Origin of the sequence: Paracoccus sp. TRP (assembly GCF_000185925.1) — a bacterium.
In the GTDB taxonomy this organism is placed as follows: domain Bacteria; phylum Pseudomonadota; class Alphaproteobacteria; order Rhodobacterales; family Rhodobacteraceae; genus Paracoccus; species Paracoccus kondratievae.
On sequence record NZ_AEPN01000001.1, the window covers coordinates 191320 to 213288 of the forward strand.

Annotated in this window: 27 protein-coding genes; 24 read left to right on the plus strand and 3 right to left on the minus strand. The window is 62.5% G+C overall.

The genetic code is table 11. The features are described from left to right. Positions 1-3: 3 nt before the first annotated feature. Positions 4-1059: a heat-inducible transcriptional repressor HrcA gene (hrcA, locus tag PARACOCCUSGL_RS0100900; protein ID WP_010392110.1), complete on the minus strand. Its 1056-nt coding sequence runs from the start codon at positions 1057-1059 to the stop codon at positions 4-6. Between the two features lie 86 nt (positions 1060-1145). Here hrcA and rph point away from each other — a divergent pair, with 86 nt between their 5' ends. From rph to PARACOCCUSGL_RS0100970, 14 genes are all read left to right on the plus strand, one after another. Next, complete coding sequence (rph, locus tag PARACOCCUSGL_RS0100905) at positions 1146-1868, plus strand: ribonuclease PH (RefSeq protein WP_010392113.1); 723 nt, start codon at positions 1146-1148, stop codon at positions 1866-1868. After that, positions 1856-2461, plus strand: a complete 606-nt coding sequence (gene rdgB / locus PARACOCCUSGL_RS0100910; protein ID WP_010392116.1) for an RdgB/HAM1 family non-canonical purine NTP pyrophosphatase — start codon at positions 1856-1858, stop codon at positions 2459-2461. The genes rph and rdgB overlap by 13 nt, the downstream gene beginning before the upstream one ends. Then, on the plus strand, positions 2454-2828 hold the full coding sequence (locus PARACOCCUSGL_RS0100915) for a RidA family protein (RefSeq protein ID WP_029371229.1): 375 nt from the start codon (positions 2454-2456) through the stop codon (positions 2826-2828). The genes rdgB and PARACOCCUSGL_RS0100915 overlap by 8 nt, the downstream gene beginning before the upstream one ends. Positions 2829-2836: 8 nt before the next feature. After that, positions 2837-4048 (plus strand): radical SAM family heme chaperone HemW, encoded by a 1212-nt coding sequence (hemW, locus tag PARACOCCUSGL_RS0100920; RefSeq protein ID WP_010392121.1) that lies wholly within the window; start codon positions 2837-2839, stop codon positions 4046-4048. A 2-nt stretch (positions 4049-4050) separates the two neighbouring features. Continuing rightward, positions 4051-4404, plus strand: coding sequence for a YbaN family protein (locus PARACOCCUSGL_RS0100925; protein WP_010392123.1), 354 nt, complete (start codon positions 4051-4053; stop codon positions 4402-4404). Positions 4405-4524: 120 nt separating this feature from the next. After that, on the plus strand, positions 4525-5109 hold the full coding sequence (gfa, locus tag PARACOCCUSGL_RS0100930) for an S-(hydroxymethyl)glutathione synthase (RefSeq protein WP_010392124.1): 585 nt from the start codon (positions 4525-4527) through the stop codon (positions 5107-5109). 99 nt (positions 5110-5208) lie between these two features. Beyond that, a complete protein-coding gene (locus PARACOCCUSGL_RS0100935) occupies positions 5209-6336 on the plus strand; it encodes an S-(hydroxymethyl)glutathione dehydrogenase/class III alcohol dehydrogenase (protein WP_010392127.1) in 1128 nt (375 codons plus the stop codon). 75 nt (positions 6337-6411) lie between these two features. Continuing rightward, positions 6412-7047: an ATP-dependent Clp protease proteolytic subunit gene (locus PARACOCCUSGL_RS0100940; RefSeq protein ID WP_029371233.1), complete on the plus strand. Its 636-nt coding sequence runs from the start codon at positions 6412-6414 to the stop codon at positions 7045-7047. Positions 7048-7060: 13 nt separating this feature from the next. Beyond that, positions 7061-7579 (plus strand): GNAT family N-acetyltransferase, encoded by a 519-nt coding sequence (locus PARACOCCUSGL_RS0100945; protein WP_010392129.1) that lies wholly within the window; start codon positions 7061-7063, stop codon positions 7577-7579. Next, a complete protein-coding gene (fghA, locus tag PARACOCCUSGL_RS0100950; protein ID WP_010392131.1) occupies positions 7576-8415 on the plus strand; it encodes an S-formylglutathione hydrolase in 840 nt (279 codons plus the stop codon). Before PARACOCCUSGL_RS0100945 ends, fghA begins: the two co-directional genes overlap by 4 nt. A gap of 189 nt (positions 8416-8604) precedes the next feature. Next, on the plus strand, positions 8605-10407 hold the full coding sequence (locus PARACOCCUSGL_RS0100955; RefSeq protein WP_010392133.1) for a methanol/ethanol family PQQ-dependent dehydrogenase: 1803 nt from the start codon (positions 8605-8607) through the stop codon (positions 10405-10407). A gap of 105 nt (positions 10408-10512) precedes the next feature. Then, positions 10513-11208: a c-type cytochrome, methanol metabolism-related gene (locus PARACOCCUSGL_RS22130; RefSeq protein ID WP_010392134.1), complete on the plus strand. Its 696-nt coding sequence runs from the start codon at positions 10513-10515 to the stop codon at positions 11206-11208. Beyond that, on the plus strand, positions 11205-12017 hold the full coding sequence (locus PARACOCCUSGL_RS0100965; protein ID WP_010392136.1) for a substrate-binding domain-containing protein: 813 nt from the start codon (positions 11205-11207) through the stop codon (positions 12015-12017). Before PARACOCCUSGL_RS22130 ends, PARACOCCUSGL_RS0100965 begins: the two co-directional genes overlap by 4 nt. Continuing rightward, positions 12014-12556, plus strand: coding sequence for a PQQ-dependent catabolism-associated CXXCW motif protein (locus PARACOCCUSGL_RS0100970; RefSeq protein WP_010392138.1), 543 nt, complete (start codon positions 12014-12016; stop codon positions 12554-12556). Before PARACOCCUSGL_RS0100965 ends, PARACOCCUSGL_RS0100970 begins: the two co-directional genes overlap by 4 nt. A gap of 27 nt (positions 12557-12583) precedes the next feature. Here PARACOCCUSGL_RS0100970 and PARACOCCUSGL_RS0100975 read toward each other — a convergent pair whose 3' ends face one another. Both PARACOCCUSGL_RS0100975 and PARACOCCUSGL_RS0100980 read right to left on the minus strand, forming a co-directional pair. Next, on the minus strand, positions 12584-13135 hold the full coding sequence (locus tag PARACOCCUSGL_RS0100975; protein WP_010392140.1) for an SRPBCC family protein: 552 nt from the start codon (positions 13133-13135) through the stop codon (positions 12584-12586). Then, positions 13132-13659 carry a DUF3280 domain-containing protein gene (locus PARACOCCUSGL_RS0100980; protein WP_010392141.1) on the minus strand — a complete coding sequence of 176 codons (528 nt, stop codon included), beginning with the start codon at positions 13657-13659 and terminating at the stop codon, positions 13132-13134. The genes PARACOCCUSGL_RS0100975 and PARACOCCUSGL_RS0100980 overlap by 4 nt, the downstream gene beginning before the upstream one ends. Positions 13660-13811: 152 nt before the next feature. Here PARACOCCUSGL_RS0100980 and PARACOCCUSGL_RS0100985 point away from each other — a divergent pair, with 152 nt between their 5' ends. From PARACOCCUSGL_RS0100985 to PARACOCCUSGL_RS0101030, 10 genes are all read left to right on the plus strand, one after another. Continuing rightward, positions 13812-15008 (plus strand): ABC transporter substrate-binding protein, encoded by a 1197-nt coding sequence (locus PARACOCCUSGL_RS0100985; protein ID WP_010392142.1) that lies wholly within the window; start codon positions 13812-13814, stop codon positions 15006-15008. 8 nt (positions 15009-15016) lie between these two features. Continuing rightward, positions 15017-15988, plus strand: a complete 972-nt coding sequence (locus tag PARACOCCUSGL_RS0100990) for a YVTN family beta-propeller repeat protein (RefSeq protein ID WP_010392144.1) — start codon at positions 15017-15019, stop codon at positions 15986-15988. A gap of 26 nt (positions 15989-16014) precedes the next feature. Further along, positions 16015-16581 carry a hypothetical protein gene (locus tag PARACOCCUSGL_RS0100995; protein ID WP_010392145.1) on the plus strand — a complete coding sequence of 189 codons (567 nt, stop codon included), beginning with the start codon at positions 16015-16017 and terminating at the stop codon, positions 16579-16581. A gap of 37 nt (positions 16582-16618) precedes the next feature. Beyond that, the gene (locus PARACOCCUSGL_RS0101000) at positions 16619-17341 is read left to right on the plus strand and encodes an ABC transporter ATP-binding protein (protein WP_010392146.1); all 723 of its coding nucleotides are present in this window, start codon (positions 16619-16621) and stop codon (positions 17339-17341) included. Continuing rightward, on the plus strand, positions 17338-18156 hold the full coding sequence (locus PARACOCCUSGL_RS0101005) for an ABC transporter permease (protein WP_010392147.1): 819 nt from the start codon (positions 17338-17340) through the stop codon (positions 18154-18156). The genes PARACOCCUSGL_RS0101000 and PARACOCCUSGL_RS0101005 overlap by 4 nt, the downstream gene beginning before the upstream one ends. Then, a complete protein-coding gene (locus PARACOCCUSGL_RS0101010) occupies positions 18153-18743 on the plus strand; it encodes a hypothetical protein (protein WP_010392148.1) in 591 nt (196 codons plus the stop codon). The genes PARACOCCUSGL_RS0101005 and PARACOCCUSGL_RS0101010 overlap by 4 nt, the downstream gene beginning before the upstream one ends. After that, complete coding sequence (mobA, locus tag PARACOCCUSGL_RS0101015) at positions 18740-19357, plus strand: molybdenum cofactor guanylyltransferase MobA (protein ID WP_010392149.1); 618 nt, start codon at positions 18740-18742, stop codon at positions 19355-19357. Before PARACOCCUSGL_RS0101010 ends, mobA begins: the two co-directional genes overlap by 4 nt. Positions 19358-19536: 179 nt before the next feature. Next, positions 19537-19686 (plus strand): hypothetical protein, encoded by a 150-nt coding sequence (locus PARACOCCUSGL_RS21945; protein ID WP_010392150.1) that lies wholly within the window; start codon positions 19537-19539, stop codon positions 19684-19686. Positions 19687-19770: 84 nt separating this feature from the next. Next, entirely contained in the window at positions 19771-21123 is a 1353-nt protein-coding gene (locus PARACOCCUSGL_RS0101025) for an LLM class flavin-dependent oxidoreductase (RefSeq protein ID WP_010392151.1), read from the plus strand. Positions 21124-21127: 4 nt separating this feature from the next. After that, complete coding sequence (locus tag PARACOCCUSGL_RS0101030) at positions 21128-21967, plus strand: ABC transporter permease (RefSeq protein WP_010392152.1); 840 nt, start codon at positions 21128-21130, stop codon at positions 21965-21967. The last annotated feature ends 2 nt before the right edge of the window (positions 21968-21969 follow it).

Consider the following 21969-nt stretch of genomic DNA (forward strand, 5'->3'; position numbering starts at 1 on the left):
TCATCATCCTTTCCGGCCAGAGATCACCCGGCCGACAAGCTGCGCAGTATAGTCCACGATCGGGACGATGCGGCCATAGTTCAGCCGCGTCGGACCGATTACACCGACCGCGCCAACAATCTTCCGGTCGGCATTCATATAGGGCGAAACGACCAGAGAGGAACCGGAAAGTGAAAAAAGCTTGTTTTCCGAGCCGATGAAAATACGCACACCCTCACCCTGCTCGGCCAGTTCCAGAAACTCGGCGATGTCGCGCTTGCGCTCCAGATCGTCGAAAAGCCGGCGGACGCGGTCCAGATCGGCCTGTTCATGGGCCAGCAAATTGGCGCGTCCACGCACGATCAGGCGCGGATCGTTGTTTTCCCCGTCCCACATTGCGAGGCCCGAGGACGCAAGCTCGGCCGCCATGCTGTTCAGCTGACGGCGGCTTGCCTCGATCTCCTGTGCGACACTGCGCCGCAGTTCGGCCAGTGTGCGGCCCTCGGCCACGGTATTGAGGAAATTCGCTGCTTCGCGCATGGCGCTGGCGGTATGGCCGGGCGGGGGGGTAAATATACGATTCTCAACCCGACCATCGGCAAAGACCAGCACGACCAGCGCCCGGTCGGCCGCAAGGCCGATGAACTCAATATGCCGGACAGGGGCCTCTTGCTTGGGCATCAGCACCAGCGAGGCACCCTGCGTCAGCGCCGACAGTGCCGTACTGACCCGGTCAAGCATCGCGCCGGTGTCGCCGCTTTCATCGCCAAGCGTTTCCTCGATCATCTCGCGATCAGTGGACGAGACCGGACCGGCCTCCATCAGCCCGTCGACGAACAGCCGCAGCCCCAGCTGGGTCGGCATGCGTCCGGCCGAGATGTGCGGGTGATCAAGCAGGCCCAGAAGCTCAAGGTCCTGCATCACATTGCGGATTGTTGCTGCGCTGACTTTTTCGGTCATTTCCCGGGTCAGCGTGCGTGAGCCGACGGGCTCACCAGTGGCGAGATAGGCTTCGACCACGCGCCGAAACACTTCGCGCGAGCGGTCGTTCAGATCGGATAGCAGCGGAGTTTCAGGCATTGGCAATCTGGTCAGGTCGTTCACGGGTTGCAGTCGATAGCGTCAGACCTGTATCTGAACAGCAAAACCCCCGAAAGGAATGAAAGATGCGTCCCTCAGGCAGGAATTTAAGTGATATGCGCCCGATTTCAATCGAAACCGGGGTTTTGCGCCACGCTGAGGGCTCGTGCCTGATCTCTTGTGGCGATACGCGCGTGCTTTGCTCGGCCACGATCGAGGATAAGGCGCCGCCCTTTCTTAAGGGTTCGGGACAGGGCTGGGTGACGGCGGAATACGGAATGCTGCCGCGCGCCACGAACAGCCGCAACCGGCGCGAGGCTGCGGCGGGCCGCCAATCGGGCCGCACTCAGGAAATCCAGCGCCTGATCGGACGCGCCCTGCGCGCCGGCGTCGATCGCCGCGCCCTTGGCGAGCGGCAGATCGTCATCGACTGCGACGTGATCCAGGCTGATGGCGGCACGCGCTGCGCCTCGATCACCGGTGGCTGGGTGGCGCTGCGGCTGGCAGTCAACCGACTGCTCAAGGCCGGGATCATCACCTCTGATCCGATCATGGACCATGTCGCTGCGGTGTCCTGCGGGATCTATGCCGGTCAGGCGGTGCTGGATCTGGACTATGCCGAGGACAGCGAGGCAGGCACGGACGGCAATTTCATCATGACCGGCGCGGGCCGCCTGATCGAGGTGCAGATGTCGGCCGAGGGCGCGACTTTTACCCGGTCCGAGATGAACCAGTTGCTTGATCTTGCCGAGGCAGGCGTCGCCGAACTGGTCCGTGCCCAGAACGAGGCGATCTCATGCGCAAGCTGACCGAAAGAAAGCTGCTGCTTGCCACCCATAATCGCGGCAAGCTTGAAGAGATCCGCGCCATGATGGCCCCGCACGGGATCGAGGTCGTCAGCGCCGGAGAGCTGGGTCTGCCCGAACCCGCCGAGACCGAAAACAGCTTTATCGGTAATGCCCGCATCAAAGCGCTGGCCGCGATGCAGGCGACTGGCCTGCCGGTGCTTGCCGATGATAGTGGGATCACGGTTGACGGGCTTGATGGCGCACCCGGCGTCTATACCGCCGATTGGGCCGAGACGCCGAACGGGCGCGATTTCATGCAGGCCATGACACGTACCTGGCGCGAGCTTGATGAACGCGGCGTGCCCGAGCCACGCACCGCCCAATTCCGCGCTACGCTGATCCTACTGTGGCCTGACGGGCATGAAGAGATCTTTGAGGGTGTCGCTCCGGGCCATCTGGTCTGGCCGCCGCGTGGGGAACAGGGCCATGGATACGACCCGATCTTTGTGCCCGAAGGTCATGACGTGACCTATGCCGAAATGCCTGCCGAGCAAAAGAACGCGATCAGCCACCGCGCCCGCGCCTTTCGTCAATTGGAGGCGTTCCTTGCGTAGAATCTCGACCGGTTCCCCCTTTGAGGCCGCACTTGGCTACAGCCGTGCGGTGGTCAGGGGGCCGTGGTGCTTTGTTTCGGGAACCACGGGCTATGATTACACGGCCATGACCATGCCGGAAAGTGCGGCAGATCAGGCGCGTAACGCATTTGCCACCATCTTTGCCACGCTGGCCGAGGCCGGTTTTGCGCCCGCTGATATCGTGCGGGTGCAATACACGATCACCGATCCCCGGATCATTGATGAGATTACCCCGGTTCTGGGCGAAGCGATGAAGGATGCGTTACCTGCCGCGACAATGGTTGTAGCGGGGCTCATCAGACCCGAAATGAAGGTCGAGATCGAAGTGACCGCCTATCGGGAATGACCCAACCCATGCCAGCCCCCGCGCCAGCCTTTGCGCCAGACGGCACCGCGCATCCCGCCGCCACGCTGGCCGAGGACTGGCGGGCCGGGGGCTTTGGCCTTTACGTTCACTGGCCCTTTTGCGCAGCCAAATGCCCTTATTGCGATTTCAACAGCCATGTCGCGGCGGTGATAGACCAGGGCCGCTGGCTTGCCGCCTATCGGCGTGAAATCGCGCGTCTGGGCGATGAGATCCCGGGCCGCGTTCTGAACAGCATCTTTTTCGGCGGTGGCACGCCCAGCCTGATGGCGCCTGAAACCGTCGCCGGTGTGATCGAGGCCGCCCGCGAGGCCTGGCCCTTTGCCAATGACATCGAGATCACGCTTGAGGCCAATCCGACCAGTGTCGAGATGGGCCGTTTTCGCGCCTATGCTGCGGCGGGGGTCAATCGCCTGTCGATGGGTGTGCAGGCGCTGAATGACCAGGATCTGCGCCGTCTGGGCCGAATGCATTCAGCGGCCGAGGCCCGCGCCGCCTTTGATATCGCGCGGGATTGCTTCACGCGGGTCAGCTTTGACCTGATCTATGCCCGTCAGGATCAGGATCGCGCCCATTGGCGGCGCGAGCTGACGCAGGCTCTTGGCATGGCGGTCGATCACCTCTCGGCCTATCAGTTGACGATTGAGCCCGGCACGGCCTTTGGCGCACGTCACGCCAAGGGTGGGCTCAGGGGCCTGCCGGATGATGATCTTTCGGCGGATATGTATCTTGATACGCAAGAGGTCTGCGCTGCTGCCGGGATGCCCGCCTATGAAATCTCGAACCACGCCCGGCCTGGCTCGGAAAGCCGCCATAACCTGATCTATTGGCGGCAGGGCGACTGGGCGGCGGCGGGTCCCGGCGCGCATGGCCGGTTGACCTTGCCCTCGGGCCGCTGGGCGACCGAGGCCCATCGCGCCCCTGCGGCCTGGCTTGAGGCGGTCGAGTCGCGGGGCAACGGTGAAAGCGGGCGCGAGGCTCTTGGTCTTGCCGACCGGGCGCTGGAGTATCTTTTGATGTCGATGCGTCTGTCCGAGGGGATGGAGATGTCGCGCTATCTTGCCCATGGGGCTGAACTGCCGCAGGCGCGGCTGGCGCATCTGACCGAACTGGGGCTGATTTCTGTCGAAGGTGACCGGCTGATGGCGACCGAGGCCGGACGGCCGGTGCTGAACGCGATCCTGCGCGAACTGGCAGGATAAAAATGCGCTATCTTTGGCTTTCCGTGGGCTGGCTCGCCCTGACACTGGGCGTGATCGGGGTGTTCTTGCCGGTCATGCCGACGGTGCCGTTCCTTTTGGTCGCGGTCTGGGCCTTTGCGCGCTCGTCCCCGCGCATCAGCGCCCGGATCATGCGCGATCCGCGCTTCGGGCCCCCGATCCGCGCCTGGCGCAAGCGTGGCGTCATCGGGCGCGCCGCCAAGATCTGGGCGGTTGCTGCCATGTCAGCCGGTGTTTGCTGGTCGCTGTGGCTTGGACTTGATCCCCGGCTTGTCGCCGCCCAGACGCTGATTTGCGCGGTGATCGGCCTCTGGCTTGTCACCCGGCCCGAGGTATGAGGTGCGGCCCCGTCCGGCTACGCAGCCGGACTGCCAGCGAATACAACCTTTTGCCCACTTGTTCCCAAGCGGGTGCCGCGCGAACCTCGACCCATCAGCTTTGAGGGGGAGAACGGGACTATGGTGGATACTTCGGGGGTGAAGATACATCCCGCCGTGGATAACGGCATCAAACCGGCCAGACCCGGCTTCTCGGGTGGGGAGTTGCATTGCAAGTGCAGCACCGATCCGGTCCGGGTCGCGATTCGCGCGCAAACCGCGCATAACCACGTCTGCGGCTGCACCAAATGCTGGAAGCCCGAGGGCGCGATCTTTTCACAGGTCGCGGTCGTCAGCCGCGACGCGCTTGAGGTGGTGCAAGGCGCCGACAAGCTTGAGATCGTGAATGCCGAGGCGCCGATCCAGCGTCATCGCTGCAAAGGGTGCGGTGCGCATATGTATGGCCGGATCGAAAACAAGGACCATCCCTTCTATGGGCTGGACTTTGTCCATACCGAACTGTCGGATGAGGACGGCTGGTCGCAACCCGAGTTTGCGGCCTTTGTCAGCTCGGTCATTGAATCGGGCGTCGATCCCAGCCGCATGGACGCGATCCGCGCCCGACTGCGTGAACTGGGGCTGGAACCCTATGACGCGCTGTCGCCGCCGCTGATGGATGCGATTGCCACCCATATCGCCAAGCGCTCGGGCGTTCTTGCCGCCTGAGTGTCCGACGGTCGTGACAGATGGCGGGGGTCGGTTTACCGGCCCCCGAATCCATGAGAAAACAGCAGGCCCAGGGCCGACACTTAAGGAGAATGTGATATGAGAACCCGTGCCGCCGTCGCGCTGGAAGCCGGCAAGCCGCTGGAAGTCATGGAAGTCAATCTCGAGGGCCCCAAGGCGGGCGAAGTGATGATCGAGATCAAGGCGACCGGCATTTGCCACACCGACGAATTCACCCTTTCGGGCGCTGATCCCGAAGGGATCTTTCCCTCGATCCTTGGTCACGAAGGTGCGGGCGTCGTGGTCGAGGTCGGTCCCGGCGTCACCTCGGTCAAGCCGGGGGATCACGTCATCCCGCTTTACACCCCTGAATGCCGCCAATGTCCGTCCTGCCTGTCGCGCAAGACGAACCTCTGCACCGCGATCCGCGCCACGCAGGGTCAGGGGCTCATGCCCGACGGCACCAGCCGTTTCAGCATGCTCGACGGTACGCCGATCTATCACTACATGGGCTGCTCGACCTTCTCGAACTACACCGTGCTGCCCGAAATCGCGGTGGCCAAGGTGCGCGAGGATGCGCCTTTCGACAAGATCTGCTACATCGGCTGCGGCGTCACCACTGGCATCGGTGCGGTGATCAACACCGCCAAGGTCGAAATCGGTGCCAAGGCGGTTGTCTTTGGTCTTGGCGGCATCGGCCTGAACGTGATTCAGGGGCTGCGCCTTGCCGGGGCTGACATGATTATCGGTGTCGATCTGAACGACGACAAAAAACCGATGGCCGAGCGTTTCGGGATGACCCATTTCATCAACCCGAAGAACTGCGAAAACGTGGTGCAGGAAATCGTCAACGTCACCAAGACGCCCTTCGACCAGATCGGCGGCGCGGATTACAGCTTTGACTGCACCGGGAACGTCAAGGTGATGCGCGACGCGCTGGAATGCACCCATCGCGGCTGGGGTGTCTCGGTCGTTATCGGCGTGGCGCCGGCGGGGGCCGAAATCAGCACCCGTCCGTTCCAGCTTGTCACCGGCCGGGTGTGGAAGGGCACGGCCTTTGGCGGCGCCCGCGGCCGCACCGATGTGCCGCAGATCGTCGACTGGTACATGGAAGGCAAGATCGAGATCGACCCGATGATCACCCACACCCTGACGCTGGATGAGATCAACAAAGGCTTTGATCTGATGCACCGGGGCGAGTCTATCCGCTCGGTCGTCCTTTACTGATCGTAAAGGCCTGCTTAGGTAAAAGGACGGCGGGGGCGGGAAACCGGTCCCGCCGTCAACATGAAAGGACCGATCATGGTAAAGCACTTCCGCCTGGACGACGATGACGACAACGAGGACGAGCGCCGCCAGGAGGGCCAGAAGGACGAAGGGCTTGGCCTTCCCGAAGGCGACCGGCTCGGCAAGCTCTATTTCAAGTCCCGTACGGTAATCGTTGCCGGTCAGATCACCGACAAGCTGGCGCAACGCACCGTGGCGCATCTGCTGGCCCTGGCCGAGGACAGCGACGCCCCGATCAACATGCTGATCAGCTCGCCCGGCGGTCATGTCGAATCCGGCGACATGATCCATGACGTGATCAAGTTCATCCGTCCGACCGTGCGCACTATCGGCTCGGGCTGGGTGGTCTCGGCCGGGGCGCTGATCTTTGTCGGTGCCGAGCGGGAAAACCGTTACTGCCTGCCCAACACCCGTTTCCTTCTGCATCAGCCCTCGGGTGGGATCGGCGGAACTTCCAGCGACATCATGATTCAGGCCGAACAGATGCGCCTGATGCTCGATCGGCTGAACCGGATCTTTGCTGATGCCACCGGCCAGACGGTCGAGCGGATCGAAAAAGACACCCAGCGTGATTTCTGGCTGAACACGCAAGAGGCGCTGGATTACGGTCTGCTGGGCAAGGTTATCCGCTCGGTGGATGAGCTGAAATGAAGGGAACGCATTGATGCGGGGCGGGGCTGATATCCTGATCCGTCCCGCAACGCCTGCGGATCATGAGGCGATCTGGACGATCCTTGAGCCTGTCTATCGTGCAGGCGAAACCTATTGCATCCCGACTGACATCACGCGGGAAGAGGCGCTGGCCGACTGGTTCGCCGCGCCCTTTACCGCTTTTGTCGCTGAACTGGACGGCAAGGTGCTGGGCGCCAGTCACGTCGGCCGCAACCGGCCCGGTCCTGCATCGCATGTGGCAAATGCAAGCTTTGCCACCCACCCCGAGGCGCGCGGTCGTGGTATCGCCAGCCGGCTGGTTACCCATGCCAAGGACTGGGCGCGCACGCAGGGTTTCCGGGCGATGCAGTTCAATTTCGTGGTGTCGACCAATTCCGATGCCGTTCATTCGTGGCAGAAAGCAGGTTTCGCCATTGTCGGCCGCCTGCCCGGCGCGTTTCTTCATCCCCGACATGGCTATGTCGACGCGCTGGTCATGTTCCACGACCTGACAGAAGGGAAGAACTCATGACGCTGGCCTATGAAACCCTCTCGGAGAACCGCAGCTTTGGCGGCATTCAGGGCGTCTATCGCCACCAGTCGCAGGCGACCGGTACGGCCATGACCTTTGCGGTCTATCTGCCGCCAGAGGCCAGGAATCGTAAGGTGCCGGTGCTTTGGTACCTCTCGGGCCTGACCTGCACGCATGAAAACGCCATGACCAAGGCCGGCGCACAGGAATGGGCGGCCGAGGCTGGAATCGCGCTGATCTTTCCCGACACCTCTCCGCGTGGCGAAGGGGTGGCTGATGATCCGGCTTATGATCTGGGGCAGGGCGCGGGTTTCTATGTCGATGCGACCGAGGCGCCCTGGGCACCGCATTTCCGCATGTGGCACTATGTTACCCATGAACTGCCCGAACTGGTCTTTAACAACTTCGCGCTTGATCGTGATGCGCAGGGCATTACCGGCCATTCGATGGGCGGGCATGGGGCGCTGACCATCGCGATGACATTCCCCGAGCGTTACAAGTCCGTTTCGGCCTTTGCCCCGATCGCCAACCCCAGCGAATCTGACTGGGGCCGCAAGCAGCTGACCGCCTATCTGGGGGCGGACAAGGCGGCATGGCGGGGCCATGACTCGACGTTGTTGATGCGCGAGCGCGGCTATCCGGGCGAAATCCTGATCGATCAGGGCACGGACGACCAGTTCCTTGACCTGCTCAAGCCCGAGGCGCTGGCCCATGCGATGACCGGGCGTCGTCAGCCCGGCTGCTTCCGCATGCAGCAGGGGTATGACCACAGCTATTTCTTTGTGCAGACCTTCATGGCCGACCACATCCAGTGGCACGCTGAACGGCTGGGCTGAGGTCCGGGCGATTTCGACAGTATGGGGCAGGGCGTTTGCCCCATACCTATTACCTAATTTCCCTAATACTTTGGTCCAAACAGCCAGCCGCTCGCGTTGACGTGAAGCCAGCTGGGCCTGAACCTTGGCCTACAGAAGGTGCCCGCGCGGGAGGAGACGCGCAGTCACCGTCATGGCGGAGGAAAATTCATGAAAAAGCTGATGAACAGTGCCTGTCTTGCGCTGCTCTTGTCCGGCGTCCCGGCGCTGGCCAATGACAGTGTGCTGGCCGAGATTGCCAAGCCCGAGCAATGGGCGATCCAGACGGGCGACTACGCGAACACGCGTTATTCGACGCTGGACAAAATCAACAAGGATAACGTCAAGGACCTGCGGGTAGCGTGGACCTTCTCGACCGGGGTGCTGCGCGGGCACGAAGGCTCGCCGCTGGTGATCGGCGACATCATGTATGTCCACACGCCGTTTCCGAACAACGTCTATGCACTGGATCTGAACGACAACGGCAAGATCCTGTGGCGCTATCAGCCGCAACAGGATCCGAACGTCATCGCGGTGATGTGCTGCGACACCGTGAACCGCGGCGTGGCCTATGCCGATGGCCTGATTCTGCTGCATCAGGCTGACACGACCCTGGTTGCTCTTGATGCCAAGACTGGCGAGGTGAAATGGTCGGTCAAGACCGGCGATCCCGCCATTGGTGAGACGAACACCGCGACCGTGATGCCGGTCAAGGACAAGGTCATCGTCGGTGTCTCGGGCGGCGAATACGGCGTGCGCGGCCGGGTGACGGCCTACAGCCTTGCTGACGGCAAAGAGGTGTGGAAGGCTTGGTCGACCGGCCCGGACGAAGAACTCCTCGTCGACCCGGAAAAGACCACCCATCTGGGCAAACCGGTCGGCAAGGACAGCTCGCTGAGCAGCTGGGAAGGCGATCAGTGGAAGATCGGCGGCGGCACCACCTGGGGCTGGTATTCCTATGACCCCGAGCTGAACCTGATCTACTATGGCACCGGCAACCCCTCGACCTGGAACCCGGCTCAGCGTCCGGGCGACAACAAGTGGTCGATGACCATCATGGCGCGTGATGCCGATACCGGCGTGGCCAGGTGGTTCTATCAGATGACGCCCCATGACGAATGGGACTATGACGGCGTCAACGAGATGATCCTGACCAACCAGACCATCGACGGTCAGGAACGCAAGCTGCTGACCCACTTTGACCGCAACGGTCTCGCCTACACGCTGGATCGCGAATCGGGCGAACTGCTGGTGGCCGAAAAATACGATCCGGCGGTGAACTGGACCACCGGCGTCGATATGGACCCGAATTCGGAAACCTATGGCCGCCCGGCCGTGGTCGCCGAATACTCGACCGACCAGAACGGCGAAGACACCAACACCACCGGCGTCTGCCCGGCGGCGCTTGGCACGAAAGATCAGCAGCCGGCGGCCTTCTCGCCCAAGACGAACCTGTTCTACGTCCCGACGAACCACGTCTGCATGGACTATGAGCCGTTCCGCGTCGCCTATAGCGCCGGTCAGCCCTATGTCGGCGCGACGCTGTCGATGTACCCTGCTCCGAACAGCCATGGCGGCATGGGCAACTTTATCGCCTGGGACAACGTCAAGGGCGAGATCAAATGGTCGATCCCGGAACAGTTCTCGGTCTGGTCGGGCGCTCTGGCGACGGCCGGCAACGTGGTCTTCTATGGCACGCTTGAGGGCTATCTGAAGGCGGTCGATGCCGAAACGGGCGATGAGCTTTACAAGTTCAAGACCCCCTCGGGCGTGATCGGTAACATCATGACCTATGAGCATGGCGGCAAACAGTACATCGGCGTCCTGTCGGGCGTCGGCGGTTGGGCCGGGATCGGCCTTGCGGCGGGCCTGACCAACCCCAACGACGGTCTTGGCGCCGTCGGCGGCTATGCCTCGCTGTCACAATACACCGAACTGGGCGGTCAGCTGACCGTGTTCGAGCTGCCGGGTTAATACTTTGGTGCAGAAAACCGAAAAGTGAGCTCGAAACATATCGCCCCAGGGGTAACCTTGGGGCGAAGCCATCATCTTCGGGTGACAGCCCCAGGGAGGAAATTCATGACCAGCAAGACGACCGCCAGCCTGATGGCGATTTGTGTCGCATGCGCGGCCGGCGCCATCACCGGAACGGCCCTTGCGCAGACAGACCAGACACCACCGGCTCAGACCGGGGCAGGAGCAGCCGCCGCCGTGTCGGGCGATGCGCAGCAGCCTGCTGCGGACCCCACAGCCGGGGCAGCAGCCCCCGCGGCACCCCAGGAGGAGGACCTGGAGGTTGTCGAACAGGGTGGCAAGCTTGTCCTGCCGAACGGCCAGGACATCACCCCCGACCATATGGAAAACGGTCGTTGGTACACGACCGAAGGCATCCCGACCTTCAAGATCGCCGAGGACGGGACGATCGATTACGCTGCATTCTCGGGTTATCGCCGTTATTCGGCGGAATGCCATGTCTGCCACGGCCCGGACGGCGAGGGTTCGACCTATGCTCCGGCGCTGAAGAACTCGGTCCTGAAGCTGGATTATTACGAGTTTCAGGAAATCGTCGCCTCGGGCAAGCAGGAGGTCAACACGGCGGCAAATCTCGTCATGCCGGCCTTTGGCACCAACCGCAACGTGTGGTGCTATATCGACGATATCTACGTCTATCTGCTGGCGCGGGGCGCAGGCGATCTGCCGCGCGGACGTCCGGCAAAGAAAGAGAGCAAGTCCGATGAATTCGCGGCGCAGGAAGATTCCTGCATGAGCGGATGAGACGCGCTCTTTCACTTATCGCACTGCTGACCTGCGCCGTGGCTCCGGCCATGGCGCAGGTTGCCGATCTGCGCTCCAAGACCGAATTCCGGGTCTGTGCTGATCCGGCTGCCGTGCCGATGTCGTCGCGCGACGAGACCGGGTTTGAAAACCGCATCGCCCGGCTTTTCGGGGAAAAGCTGGGCTTGCCCGTGGTCTATACCTGGTTTCCGCAAGGGCCGGGCTTTATCCGCAAGACCCTCAGGGCCGGGATCTGCGATGTCGTCATCGGCTATGCCCAGGGTGATGAGCTGGTGCAAAACACCAACCATTATTACACCTCGGCCTATGGTATCGTGACGCGCAAGGATAGCCCGCTTGCCCCTGTCGATATGCTTGAGGACCCGGCGCTGAAGGATCATCCGATCGGCGTGGTGGCGGGGACGCCTCCGGCCACCAACCTCGCGCGGGCGGGGCTGGCCAAGGATATGCGCGGCTGGGATTTGTTTGTGGACAGGCGGGTCGAAGACCCGGTCGGCGATATGCTTGCTCAGGTCAAATCGGGCGAGCTTGCCGCCGCCGTGATCTGGGGACCGCTGGCGGGACCGTTGGTCAAGCAGGACCCTGATCTGCAATTCACTCCGCTGCTTAAGGAAACGACCGGGCCGCGTATGTTCTATCGTATCACCATGGGTGTGCGGCCGGGCGAGGATGTCTGGAAGCGGCAGCTGAACAGCCTGATCCGCCGCCATCAGGATGAAATCGACGCGATCCTGCGTGATGCCGGTGTGCCGCTGCTTGACGATTACGGCAAGGCGCTGAGGGAATGAGACGGCTGGGGGTGGTGCTGGCGGTGGTTCTGGCCGGCGCTGCCCCGGCCCATCTTCGGGCCGAGGTGACCGGGCCGCAGGGTTTCCACGGAGAGCCCTACCGTTCGGAAACCCCAGCGACATTGGCCGGTGCACGGGTGATCGACGCGGCAGAGGCAATGCGTCTGCACGGCCAGGGCGTGCCCTTTATCGACGTGCTGCCCCGTACCGCGCGGCCCGAGGGTCTGCCTGAAGGTACGTTGTGGAATGAGCCGCCGCACCTGTCTATCCCCGGCGCGATCTGGCTTTACAACACCGGCTATGACCGGCTTGCCCCAGCCGAAGAGGCGCGGCTGGCGCAGGGGCTGGAACGTCTGTCAGGCGGTGACAAGGCGGCGCCTCTGGTCATGTTCTGCAAGCGAGACTGCTGGATGAGCTGGAATGCCGCCAAACGCGCCGTGGCGCTGGGCTATCAGGGCATCATCTGGTTTCCCGACGGAATCGAAGGCTGGCAAGAACAGGGTGGCGAGCTGGTACCCGCCACCCCGGTGGATTTCTAGCGCCCGTTTTCAGGCGGGCAGGGCAGATTACTCTGCCTTGCCAAATTTCTCGGACAGCGCATCAAGCCCGGCCTGATAGACGCCGGTCACCGCCGTGGTCGCGGCGTCGTCGTTCAGTTCGGGCGGGGGCTCGTTATTGGGATAGCCGCGATAGAAGCCACCCTTCCAATGAACCAGCGCCTTGCCGTCCTCATCCTTGACACAAAGGGTCGAGGCATAATTTGTCACCGGCAGGACGGTCAGCTCGACCGCCTCGATGCGATAGGCATAGCAGCGCTTTTCGGGCTGCAGCTTCGACAGCACCTCGGTAATCGTCGGATCACCCCCGTCGGCTTTCAGATGCAGCACGCGGGTCGATTTCTCGGGCTGGTCGGCCGAACCGTCGCCGGTCAGCTCAAGGCTTGCAACAGCCGGGTGCCAGCTCATATCGTCGAACTTGCCGATCACGGCCCAGACTTCGTCCGGGGTAGCGTCCAGCTTTTGCTGCAGCTCCACCTTCAGGCGGGGTGGGCCATGCGCCTCGGCCGCCGGAGCCAGCGCCATCGCCGCGCCCATGGTCAGGATCAGCAGTCGGATCATCCTTGTTCCTCCCGAAAGATGATGTTTTTCAACAGATAGCGATAGCCACGGCGAAAGCTTTCGTCGTTATTGCCGCGAATATCGACCGTACCGGCGCGCACGATCTCTCCGCTGGCGGCTTCGCGGATATAAAGGTTCAACGACAGGATCAGGTTCGAAACCTTTTGCACCTCGCCCGATATGGCATAGGTTGCGCCCATCTCGCGCGCGATGCGGCTGTCGCTGCCGTTCGATTGCGAGGGGTTCCTGATCTGCGCGACCTGATCGGCGGGTGGCTCGATCAGGGTAAAGCCACGGGCCTGCAGGTCCTCGGCGATAACGTCCTCGGCCATTTCGATTCGCAAGGTTTCATCCTCGCGCACGCCGTTGATGGCCCCCTCGGTCGAGGTGTCGATAAAGTACAGCCCGAACCAGACCGCGCTATCCGGCGCGGGCCCGGCACCATGAAGCGGCTCTGCCGCCCCGATGCCCGCAAGGGTCAGGGTCACGGCGCAGGCGATCAGGATGTGCCGCAGGAATGCCATGGCGGGAATCATGCGTCGCCGCAGCCTGCCCGTCCATAAGACGAAAGTCCGTGCGACTTAAGTTTCAGGAGAATCTGCCCGATCAGACAAGGGGAGTTTGCCGGGTTGGCGCGGGCGGATTGGCCCGGCATGATGCAGGCGGGAGGAGCGCCATGAAAGGCAGAATCATCATACTTTTGGCTGGATTGTCCATAGCAAACCAGGCCTTTGCACAAAATTCCGCGGATGGGGCGCAGCCTCAGACCGTGCGGGCGGCGGTGCTGCGGGTCGATGCGCCGCATTTGCCGCCGATTTCGCGGCTGGACGCGGCGCCCGAGGATCTGGGTTTTGCCGGTGCGCGGCTGGCGATCGAGGATAACGACACCACCGGCCGCTTCATGGGACAGGATTTCGAGGCGGTCGAGGTCACGGCCACGCCTGAAACCGCCGCAGCGGAAATGGATAAGCTGCTGGCCGAGGGGTTCCCCTTTATCGTCACGCTGGCGGATGATGCCGAGACACTGGCGCTGGCCGATCAGGTGGGCGACAGGGCGCTGGTGCTGAACGCGCGGGCGCGGGGCGACAACCTGCGGGGCGCGGATTGCCGCATCAACGTGATCCATACCGCACCAAGCTACGCGATGCTTGCCGATGCGCTGGCACAATTCCTGATGTGGAAGAAGTGGTCGAACTGGTTCCTGATCGCCGGCAGTCACCCCGAGGATGTCGCACTGGCCGACGCCTATCGTCGCGCAGCGGTCAAGTTTGGCGCCAAGATCGTCGAGGAACGGACCTATGAGGATACCGGCGGGAGCCGCCGCAGCGACAGCGGCCATGTTCAGGTCCAGCAGCAGATGCCGGTCTTTACCCAGCGCGCGGCGTCGCATGACGTTGTGATCGCAGCCGACGAAAACGGCGTCTTTGCCGACTGGCTGCCCTATGCGACCTGGGACCCGCGGCCGGTTACCGGCTCGTCCGGACTGGTGCCCCGGTCCTGGGCGCCCTCGCTTGAGGCATGGGGGGCGACGCAGTTCCAGAACCGCTTTGAAAAGCTGGCAGGCCGCCCGATCCGCGAAGAGGACTACCAGACCTGGGTCGCGTTGCGCATGATCGGCGAGGCGGCGACCCGCACGCAAAGCACCGATCCTGCCAAGCTCAAAGAATTCATGCTCTCGGATAACTTTGAGGTCGCGGGCTTCAAGGGGCAGAAACTGACCATGCGCGACTGGGACCATCAGCTGCGCCAGCCGATCCTTTTGACAACCGGCTCTGTAACCGCATCGGTCAGCCCGCAGGATCAATACCTGCACCAGACATCCGCACTGGATACGCTGGGCTTTGACCGGCCCGAAACCGAATGCAAGTTCTGAGGTGTAAGATGAAAGCTGCAACCGCCATCCTGACCTCGGCTCTGTGCCTTGGTTTTGCCCTGCCGGCCGCCGCCAACCGGGTCTTTGTCAGCAATGAAAAAGGCAATGACGTCACCGTTCTGGACAGCGAGACGCTGGAGGTGATCGGCACCTACCCCGTGGGCGCCCGCCCGCGCGGCATCACCATCAGCCCCGATGGCAAGGAACTGTATGTCTGCGCCTCGGACGATGACCTTGTGCGGGTCTTTAACCCCGAGACCATGGAGGAAACGCATACGCTGCCTTCGGGTCCGGACCCTGAACTGTTCGTGCTGCATCCCTCGGGCAACCCGCTTTACATCGCCAATGAGGACGACAACCTTGTGACCGTGGTCGATACCCGGACCCATAAGGTTCTGGCCGAGATCCCGGTCGGGGTCGAACCCGAGGGGATGGGCGTCAGCCCTGATGGCAAGGTGGTGATCAACACCTCTGAAACCACCAATATGGCGCATTTCATCAATAGCGAGACGTTTGAGATCTTTGCCAATGTGCTGGTCGATTCTCGTCCGCGCTTTGCCCAGTTCAACGATGCCGGGAACAAGCTATACGTCAGCTCGGAAATTGGCGGCACGGTCAGCGTGATCGACCCCGAAACGCAGCAGATCACCAAGAAGATCAGCTTTGAAATCCCGGGCGTTCTGCCCGAGGCGATCCAGCCCGTCGGCGTGCGCGTGACCAAAGACGGCAAAAAGGTCTTTGTCGCCCTGGGTCCTGCCAACCGCGTCGCGGTCATCAATGGCGAGACGGATGAGGTCGAGGATTATCTGCTTGTCGGTCAGCGCGTCTGGCAGATGGCCTTTACCCCCGACGAAAAATACCTGTTCACCACAAATGGCAATTCCAACGATGTCTCGGTGATCGACGTGGCCGCAAACAAGGTCATCAAATCCGTGCCTGTGGGCCAGCAGCCCTGGGGTGTCGTCGTCGCACCGAACTGATCCAAAAAACGAGGGAGGAGAATCACATGACCCGTTTCCTGACCATCCTGCTGATCATGGCTGGCCTTGCCGCGCCCGCAGTCGCCCAGGAAGAGACGCCGAAACCCGACGATGCTGCCGCCGCCGAGGCCGCCGCGCCCGAAGCCGATGGCGACGAGGATGACGACGACGATGAGGAAGAGGCCGCCGCCGAAGAGGGCGTGCACGAGGCCGGCTCGAAATTCGACTTTGGTTTCTCGGGGATCATGGCGCGTGATAACCGCACTGATCTTGCCCCGCTGACGCTGGGCGCGGGCAAGCCGGTCGCCACCGCGGAATACAAGCTGAAATCGGGCGGCTTCTACCGCATCGCCATCAATGCCGATGGCAGTCAGGAACTGGCGCTGTCGGGCGGAGATTTCTTCCGCGCCATCTGGATCAATGAGGTCGTGATCAACGATATCGAAATTCGGCCGATGGGCGTGCATTCGCTGGAATTCGACGATGCCGGTACTGCGACGATCAGCTTTATCGCCATCGTGCCGGGCCTCTACACTTTGTCGGTCCCCGGCTCGCATGGTGAAACGCAGCAGGCTGTGTTCAACATCCAGTGACGAGGGGTGCGGGGCCTTTGGGCTCCGCCTCTGTCAGATGCAGCAACAGGACGCGCTTTCGATTCAGAACGTCAGCCACAGCTTTGGCAGCTTTCAGGCGCTGAAGGATGTGTCTCTGACCGTGCCGCGCGGTGGGTTCACCGCGCTTTTGGGCGTAAACGGTGCCGGCAAGACGACGCTGTTTTCGCTGATCACCCGGCTTTACGACAACCGCTCGGGCCGGATCGAGGTCGCGGGCCATGACCTGCGCCGCCAGTCGGGCGCGGCGCTGGCGCGGCTGGGGGTGGTGTTCCAGTCCCGCGCGCTGGATCCCGACCTGACCGTGGTGCAGAATATGGAATATCACGCCGCGCTGCATGGCATTTCCCGGCGCGAGGCGCGGCCGCGCATCGCTGAGGTCCTGGCTCAGGTCGATCTGGCCGACCGGCTGAACGCGCGGGTTTCGTCCCTGTCGGGCGGTCAAAGCCGCCGGGCCGAGATCGCCCGTGCCCTGATCCACCGCCCCGAACTTTTGCTGCTTGACGAGCCGACGGTCGGCCTTGATGTCAGGTCGCGGGCCGAGGTGGTGGCCCTGACCCGCGCTTTGGTGCAGGGTGGGGTTTCGGCGCTTTGGGCCACGCATATCCTTGACGAGATCCGCCCCGGGGACGGGCTGATCATCCTGCACAAAGGCGAGGTCCTGGCCCATGGCAATGCGGGCGAGATCGGCGATGGGGACCTGACCCGGACCTTTCTGCGCCTGACGGGGGAACAGGTATGAGCCGCCGCCTGACACCCCGCATGTGGCTGATCGCCTTTCTGGGTATTGCCCGGCGCGAGACGCTGCGTTTCATCAATCAGCGTGGCCGCTTTCTGGCGGCGCTGGTCCGTCCGCTGGTCTGGCTGTTTATCTTTGCCGCTGGTTTCCGCGCCGTCCTGGGGCTGTCGATCACGCCGCCTTATCAGACCTATGTTCTGTACGAGGTCTATGTGACGCCCGGTCTTTGCGCGATGATCCAGCTTTTCAACGGGATGCAAAGTTCGCTGTCGATGGTGCATGACCGTGAAACGGGGGCGATGCGCACGCTGCTGGTCAGCCCGTTTCCGCGCTGGTTTCTTTTGGCAAGCAAGCTGGTCGCGGGGGTGATCGTTTCGATCATCCAGGTCTATACCTTCCTTGGCATCGCCTGGCTCTGGGGGATCGAGGCGCCGCCTGTCGGCTATCTGACCGTGCTGCCTGCGCTGTTTCTGTCGGGGCTGATGCTTGGGGCGATGGGACTTTTCCTGTCCTCGACCATCCGGCAGCTGGAAAACTTTGCCGGGGTGATGAATTTCGTCATTTTCCCGATCTTTTTTGCCTCAAGCGCGCTCTATCCGCTGTGGAGAATGAACGAAAGCTCACCCCTCTTGCACGACATCTGCGCGGTGAACCCCTTCACCCATGCGGTTGAGCTGATCCGTTTTGCCCTTTACGCGCGTCTGGATCTTTTGTCCTTGTTGGTGGTGTCGGGCTGTCTGGTCCTGTTCTTTGCAGGGGCCGTGATCATGTATGATCCGGGTAAGGGGCTATGGGCGCGGCGAAAGGGGGGAGCATGAAATATCTGGTTCTGGCACTATGTCTTGTCGCAGGCGCGGCGCAGGCGGAAACAGGCGCGGACCCGGACTGGCCTTGTGTCCAGCGCAAGCAGCCGCATCTGTCGCTGGGACAGATGTGGAGCGGGCCCGAGCCGGACGAGACCGTCCGTGAACTGGCGCGCACGCCTGAAATCGCGGCGCTGGCCGACCGGCTTGAGCAGCGGCGCCTGCCTTTGGAAAAGGCCGAGGCCGAGGTTGCGGAATTTGCCAAGACCGCTGACAACAAGCAGCTGACAGCGCTGATGGTGGCGATTTTCGACCGGATCGACCCGCATCGTGCGGCGCTGATCGCGGGCATTGCCCGTTATGGCAACAAGCAGGTAGACTTGGCCAAGCGGATCGGGGATCACCGCCAGAAGATGGAAGAGATGCAAAAGGCCGAAAAACCGGACTTCGATGCCCTTGACGCTGAGGAAGAGCAGCTCGACTGGGACACGCGCATCTTTCAGGATCGCCAGCAGGCGCTGACCTATGTCTGTGAAACTCCGGTCATTCTTGAACAGCGGGTCTTTGCGCTGGCCCGCGCCATCGCAGCAGGGTTGAAATGAAGCACACCCCCGCCGTCATTCTTGCCGGAGGTCTGTCCAGACGCATGGGCGGGGGGAACAAGGCGCTGCGGATGCTGGAGGGCGAGACGTTGCTTGCCCGGGTGATCGCCCGGCTTTTGCCGCAATGCGGCCAGATTGCCATCAACGCCAATGGCGATCCCGAAGGCTTTGCCGAATACGGCCTGCCGGTGATCGCAGACGGGATTGCCGGTTTCGCCGGGCCTTTGGCCGGTATTCTGGCCGGGATGGAATGGGCAGCCGGTGAGGGGGCGGACAGCGTCGTCAGCGTCAGTGTCGATACGCCCTTTCTGCCCGGCGATCTGGTGCACAGGCTGCGCGAGGCGCGGGGACGCTCGGGTGTCGCCATTGCAGCAAGCCCGGATGAAACCGGGCAATTGCACGACCATCCGACCTGCGCGCTATGGCCGGTCACGTTGCAACGGGAATTGCGGGCCGCGCTGGAATCGGGCCTGCATCGCGTCGGTCAGTTCGCCGCCGCCCATGACCCGGGGCGCGCGGTGTTCGACAGCCATCCCGTCGATCCGTTCATGAACCTTAACACGCCCGAGGATCTGGCCCGCGCAGCCGGATTCGTCAGGGCCGCGCCGCTTTAGAAAACATTGCTCTGACTCGGCCCTTTGGGCAGCGGTGACCGGCGAATCCGCCATCCTTATCTCTGCGCGTGGTTGCGGACGATAAAAGCTTTCTCCCTGACCCGGGGTTTTTGGAATGGCTGCGGCCGTTCTGGTCAGGGATATTAGACGACAAATCAGATCGTCATTAGGAGAGACCCATGACCCTCTGCATCGCCGGTTATCCCGGCCGTTCAGACGGCCTGCCGCAAGCCATGCTGGCGGTCGCTCTGATGGCAGATGAGGCCGCAATCTGCGCCATTGCCGTACCGCGATGTATGCGGCGGCACATGTTCGCCGCGACTGCCTGACCCTCACACCAGATCTCATCCCCTGATCCAGGCTGACCCGCCCTCTCGCGGGACCAGCCGAGTATTGCCAAAAGGAAAGCACAGATGACCCGCAAGATCCGCCTTGGTGCCTTTCTTCCCGGTGGCGGCCAGCATATTGCCGCCTGGCGCCACCCCGACCAGCCCGCCGACGGGGCGACCAGTTTTGATTTCCATCTCAAGCTTGCTCAAGAGGCCGAGCGCGGCCTTTTTGACGCCTATTTCCTTGCCGACGGGCTTGCCATCGCCTTTGGCGGCAGTATCGAGGGCGGCAATGCCAAGGTCGCGGGCTTTGAGCCGGTGACCCTGTTTTCGGCGCTTGCGCCGCTGACGCGGAACCTTGGCTTTATCGCCACCGCTTCGACCACCTACGAAGAACCCTATAACCTTGCGCGCAAATTCGCCTCGCTTGATCTGATATCGGGCGGGCGTACGGGCTGGAACGTGGTGACAACAGCCACGGAAAGCGCGGCGCATAACTTTAGCCTTGACCACCAGCACCCACATGCATGGCGTTATCGCCGGGCGGCGGAATTCGTCGATGTGGTCAAGAAACTTTGGGACAGTTTCGAGGACGACGCCTTTATCCGCGACAAGGAAACCGGGGTGTTCTTTGACGTCGATAAGGTGCATTTCACTGATCATCAGGGCGAACATTTCAAGGTCAGGGGGCCGCTGAACGTTTCGCGCTCGGCGCAGGGGCATCCGGTCATCGTCCAGGCCGGCCAGTCCGAGGACGGCCGCGGCCTTGCCGCCGCCACCGCCGAGGTGATCTTTACCGCCCATCAGCGTCTTGATACCGCGCAGGAATTCTATCGCGATATCAAGGCCCGGGCGCGTGGGCTGGGACGTAACCCCGATCACATCCTGATCATGCCGGGCGTCTCGCCCTTTGTCGGCCGGACCGAGGCCGAAGCGCGCGAAAAGTATGAGCGCCTTACCAGCCTGATCCTGGAAGAGGACGGAATCGCGCTGATCAAGGGGCTGACAGGCGGTACGCTGGATCTGACCGGCGCCGATCTGGATGGGCCGCTGCCGCCGCTTGATCCGACCGAGGGGATGAAGTCGCGCCAGACGCTGATCCGCCAGATCGCCGATGAAAACGGCTTTACCATCCGCCAGCTTTACCAATGGATCGCCTCGGCGCGCGGTCATTTCACCATTGTGGGCAGCGCCCGGCAGGTCGCCGATACCCTGCAGGAATGGTTCGAGAACGAGGGTGCGGATGGTTTCAATATCCTGCCGCCGTGGCAGCCGACCGGGCTGACCGATTTCGTCGATCTGGTCATCCCCGAGCTGCAACGCCGCGGGCTGTTCCGCACCGAATACGAAGGCCGGACCCTGCGCGAAAATCTGGGCCTGCCCTTCCCTGAAAACCGCTGGACGGTGCAGCGCCGTTCGGTTCATGCGGCGGAGTGACACGATGACCTATCAGCATCTCGACAGCACCACCGTGCAGGTATCCGGCGAAAGCGCAGAGCCGGGCCTGACCCGTCGCGGGGCGGCTTTTGCCCGTGAGGCATTGTCGCGCTATGGCCTTCTTGCCGGTTTCCTGATCCTTTGGCAGGTGGCAAGCCGGTCCGGCTGGGTCAGCCCCTCGGTGCTGCCGCCGCTGGATACCATCGCATCGGCGCTGTGGAACGGGATCGCCTCGGGTGCGCTGGTCGATGACATCGCGATCAGTCTGCAACGCTCGGGTATCGCTTTTGCTGCGGCGGTGGTGCTGGGCATCCCTTTGGGGCTGTTCATGGGCCAGATCGCGGCGGTGGAACGGGCGCTTGATCCGATCCTGCAACTTTTCCGTCAGACCTCGGCACTGGCGCTTTACCCGGTCTTTATCCTGCTATTGGGACTGGGTGAGACCTCCAAGATCTTTGTGATCTTCTGGGCGACGCTGTTTCCGGTCCTGTTGGCCACCATCGGCGGCGTGAAAGAGGTGGACCGCAAGCTGATCGAGATGGCCCGGACCTATGGCGCGACGCCCCTTGCGGTGTTCCGGCGTGTGATCCTGCCCGCGTCGGTTCCGTCGATCTTTGTCGGACTGCGACTGTCGGCAACCACGGCGCTATTGCTGCTGATTGCGGCTGAAATGATCGGCGCGAACAAGGGCCTGGGCTTTCAGGTGATGAACGCTCAGTACAATTTCCAGATCCCGCTGATGTTCGCGTCGATCTTTTTGCTGGCTGGTCTGGGGCTTGTGGCGAACTTCATCCTTGTTGCGCTGCAAAACCGCCTGTGCCGCTGGGCCGCGCCCGTCCGCTGATC

What these genes read in the sequence shown, in the direction of transcription:
- hrcA (WP_010392110.1), bottom strand. Translation starts at nt 1,059, where the DNA reads ATGCCTGAAACTCCGCTGCTATCCGATCTGAACGACCGCTCGCGCGAA.
- rph (WP_010392113.1), top strand. Translation starts at nt 1,146, where the DNA reads ATGCGTCCCTCAGGCAGGAATTTAAGTGATATGCGCCCGATTTCAATC.
- rdgB (WP_010392116.1), top strand. Translation starts at nt 1,856, where the DNA reads ATGCGCAAGCTGACCGAAAGAAAGCTGCTGCTTGCCACCCATAATCGC.
- hemW (WP_010392121.1), top strand. Translation starts at nt 2,837, where the DNA reads ATGCCAGCCCCCGCGCCAGCCTTTGCGCCAGACGGCACCGCGCATCCC.
- PARACOCCUSGL_RS0100925 (WP_010392123.1), top strand. Translation starts at nt 4,051, where the DNA reads ATGCGCTATCTTTGGCTTTCCGTGGGCTGGCTCGCCCTGACACTGGGC.
- gfa (WP_010392124.1), top strand. Translation starts at nt 4,525, where the DNA reads ATGGTGGATACTTCGGGGGTGAAGATACATCCCGCCGTGGATAACGGC.
- PARACOCCUSGL_RS0100935 (WP_010392127.1), top strand. Translation starts at nt 5,209, where the DNA reads ATGAGAACCCGTGCCGCCGTCGCGCTGGAAGCCGGCAAGCCGCTGGAA.
- PARACOCCUSGL_RS0100940 (WP_029371233.1), top strand. Translation starts at nt 6,412, where the DNA reads ATGGTAAAGCACTTCCGCCTGGACGACGATGACGACAACGAGGACGAG.
- PARACOCCUSGL_RS0100945 (WP_010392129.1), top strand. Translation starts at nt 7,061, where the DNA reads ATGCGGGGCGGGGCTGATATCCTGATCCGTCCCGCAACGCCTGCGGAT.
- fghA (WP_010392131.1), top strand. Translation starts at nt 7,576, where the DNA reads ATGACGCTGGCCTATGAAACCCTCTCGGAGAACCGCAGCTTTGGCGGC.
- PARACOCCUSGL_RS0100955 (WP_010392133.1), top strand. Translation starts at nt 8,605, where the DNA reads ATGAAAAAGCTGATGAACAGTGCCTGTCTTGCGCTGCTCTTGTCCGGC.
- PARACOCCUSGL_RS22130 (WP_010392134.1), top strand. Translation starts at nt 10,513, where the DNA reads ATGACCAGCAAGACGACCGCCAGCCTGATGGCGATTTGTGTCGCATGC.
- PARACOCCUSGL_RS0100965 (WP_010392136.1), top strand. Translation starts at nt 11,205, where the DNA reads ATGAGACGCGCTCTTTCACTTATCGCACTGCTGACCTGCGCCGTGGCT.
- PARACOCCUSGL_RS0100970 (WP_010392138.1), top strand. Translation starts at nt 12,014, where the DNA reads ATGAGACGGCTGGGGGTGGTGCTGGCGGTGGTTCTGGCCGGCGCTGCC.
- PARACOCCUSGL_RS0100975 (WP_010392140.1), bottom strand. Translation starts at nt 13,135, where the DNA reads ATGATCCGACTGCTGATCCTGACCATGGGCGCGGCGATGGCGCTGGCT.
- PARACOCCUSGL_RS0100980 (WP_010392141.1), bottom strand. Translation starts at nt 13,659, where the DNA reads ATGGCATTCCTGCGGCACATCCTGATCGCCTGCGCCGTGACCCTGACC.
- PARACOCCUSGL_RS0100985 (WP_010392142.1), top strand. Translation starts at nt 13,812, where the DNA reads ATGAAAGGCAGAATCATCATACTTTTGGCTGGATTGTCCATAGCAAAC.
- PARACOCCUSGL_RS0100990 (WP_010392144.1), top strand. Translation starts at nt 15,017, where the DNA reads ATGAAAGCTGCAACCGCCATCCTGACCTCGGCTCTGTGCCTTGGTTTT.
- PARACOCCUSGL_RS0100995 (WP_010392145.1), top strand. Translation starts at nt 16,015, where the DNA reads ATGACCCGTTTCCTGACCATCCTGCTGATCATGGCTGGCCTTGCCGCG.
- PARACOCCUSGL_RS0101000 (WP_010392146.1), top strand. Translation starts at nt 16,619, where the DNA reads ATGCAGCAACAGGACGCGCTTTCGATTCAGAACGTCAGCCACAGCTTT.
- PARACOCCUSGL_RS0101005 (WP_010392147.1), top strand. Translation starts at nt 17,338, where the DNA reads ATGAGCCGCCGCCTGACACCCCGCATGTGGCTGATCGCCTTTCTGGGT.
- PARACOCCUSGL_RS0101010 (WP_010392148.1), top strand. Translation starts at nt 18,153, where the DNA reads ATGAAATATCTGGTTCTGGCACTATGTCTTGTCGCAGGCGCGGCGCAG.
- mobA (WP_010392149.1), top strand. Translation starts at nt 18,740, where the DNA reads ATGAAGCACACCCCCGCCGTCATTCTTGCCGGAGGTCTGTCCAGACGC.
- PARACOCCUSGL_RS21945 (WP_010392150.1), top strand. Translation starts at nt 19,537, where the DNA reads ATGACCCTCTGCATCGCCGGTTATCCCGGCCGTTCAGACGGCCTGCCG.
- PARACOCCUSGL_RS0101025 (WP_010392151.1), top strand. Translation starts at nt 19,771, where the DNA reads ATGACCCGCAAGATCCGCCTTGGTGCCTTTCTTCCCGGTGGCGGCCAG.
- PARACOCCUSGL_RS0101030 (WP_010392152.1), top strand. Translation starts at nt 21,128, where the DNA reads ATGACCTATCAGCATCTCGACAGCACCACCGTGCAGGTATCCGGCGAA.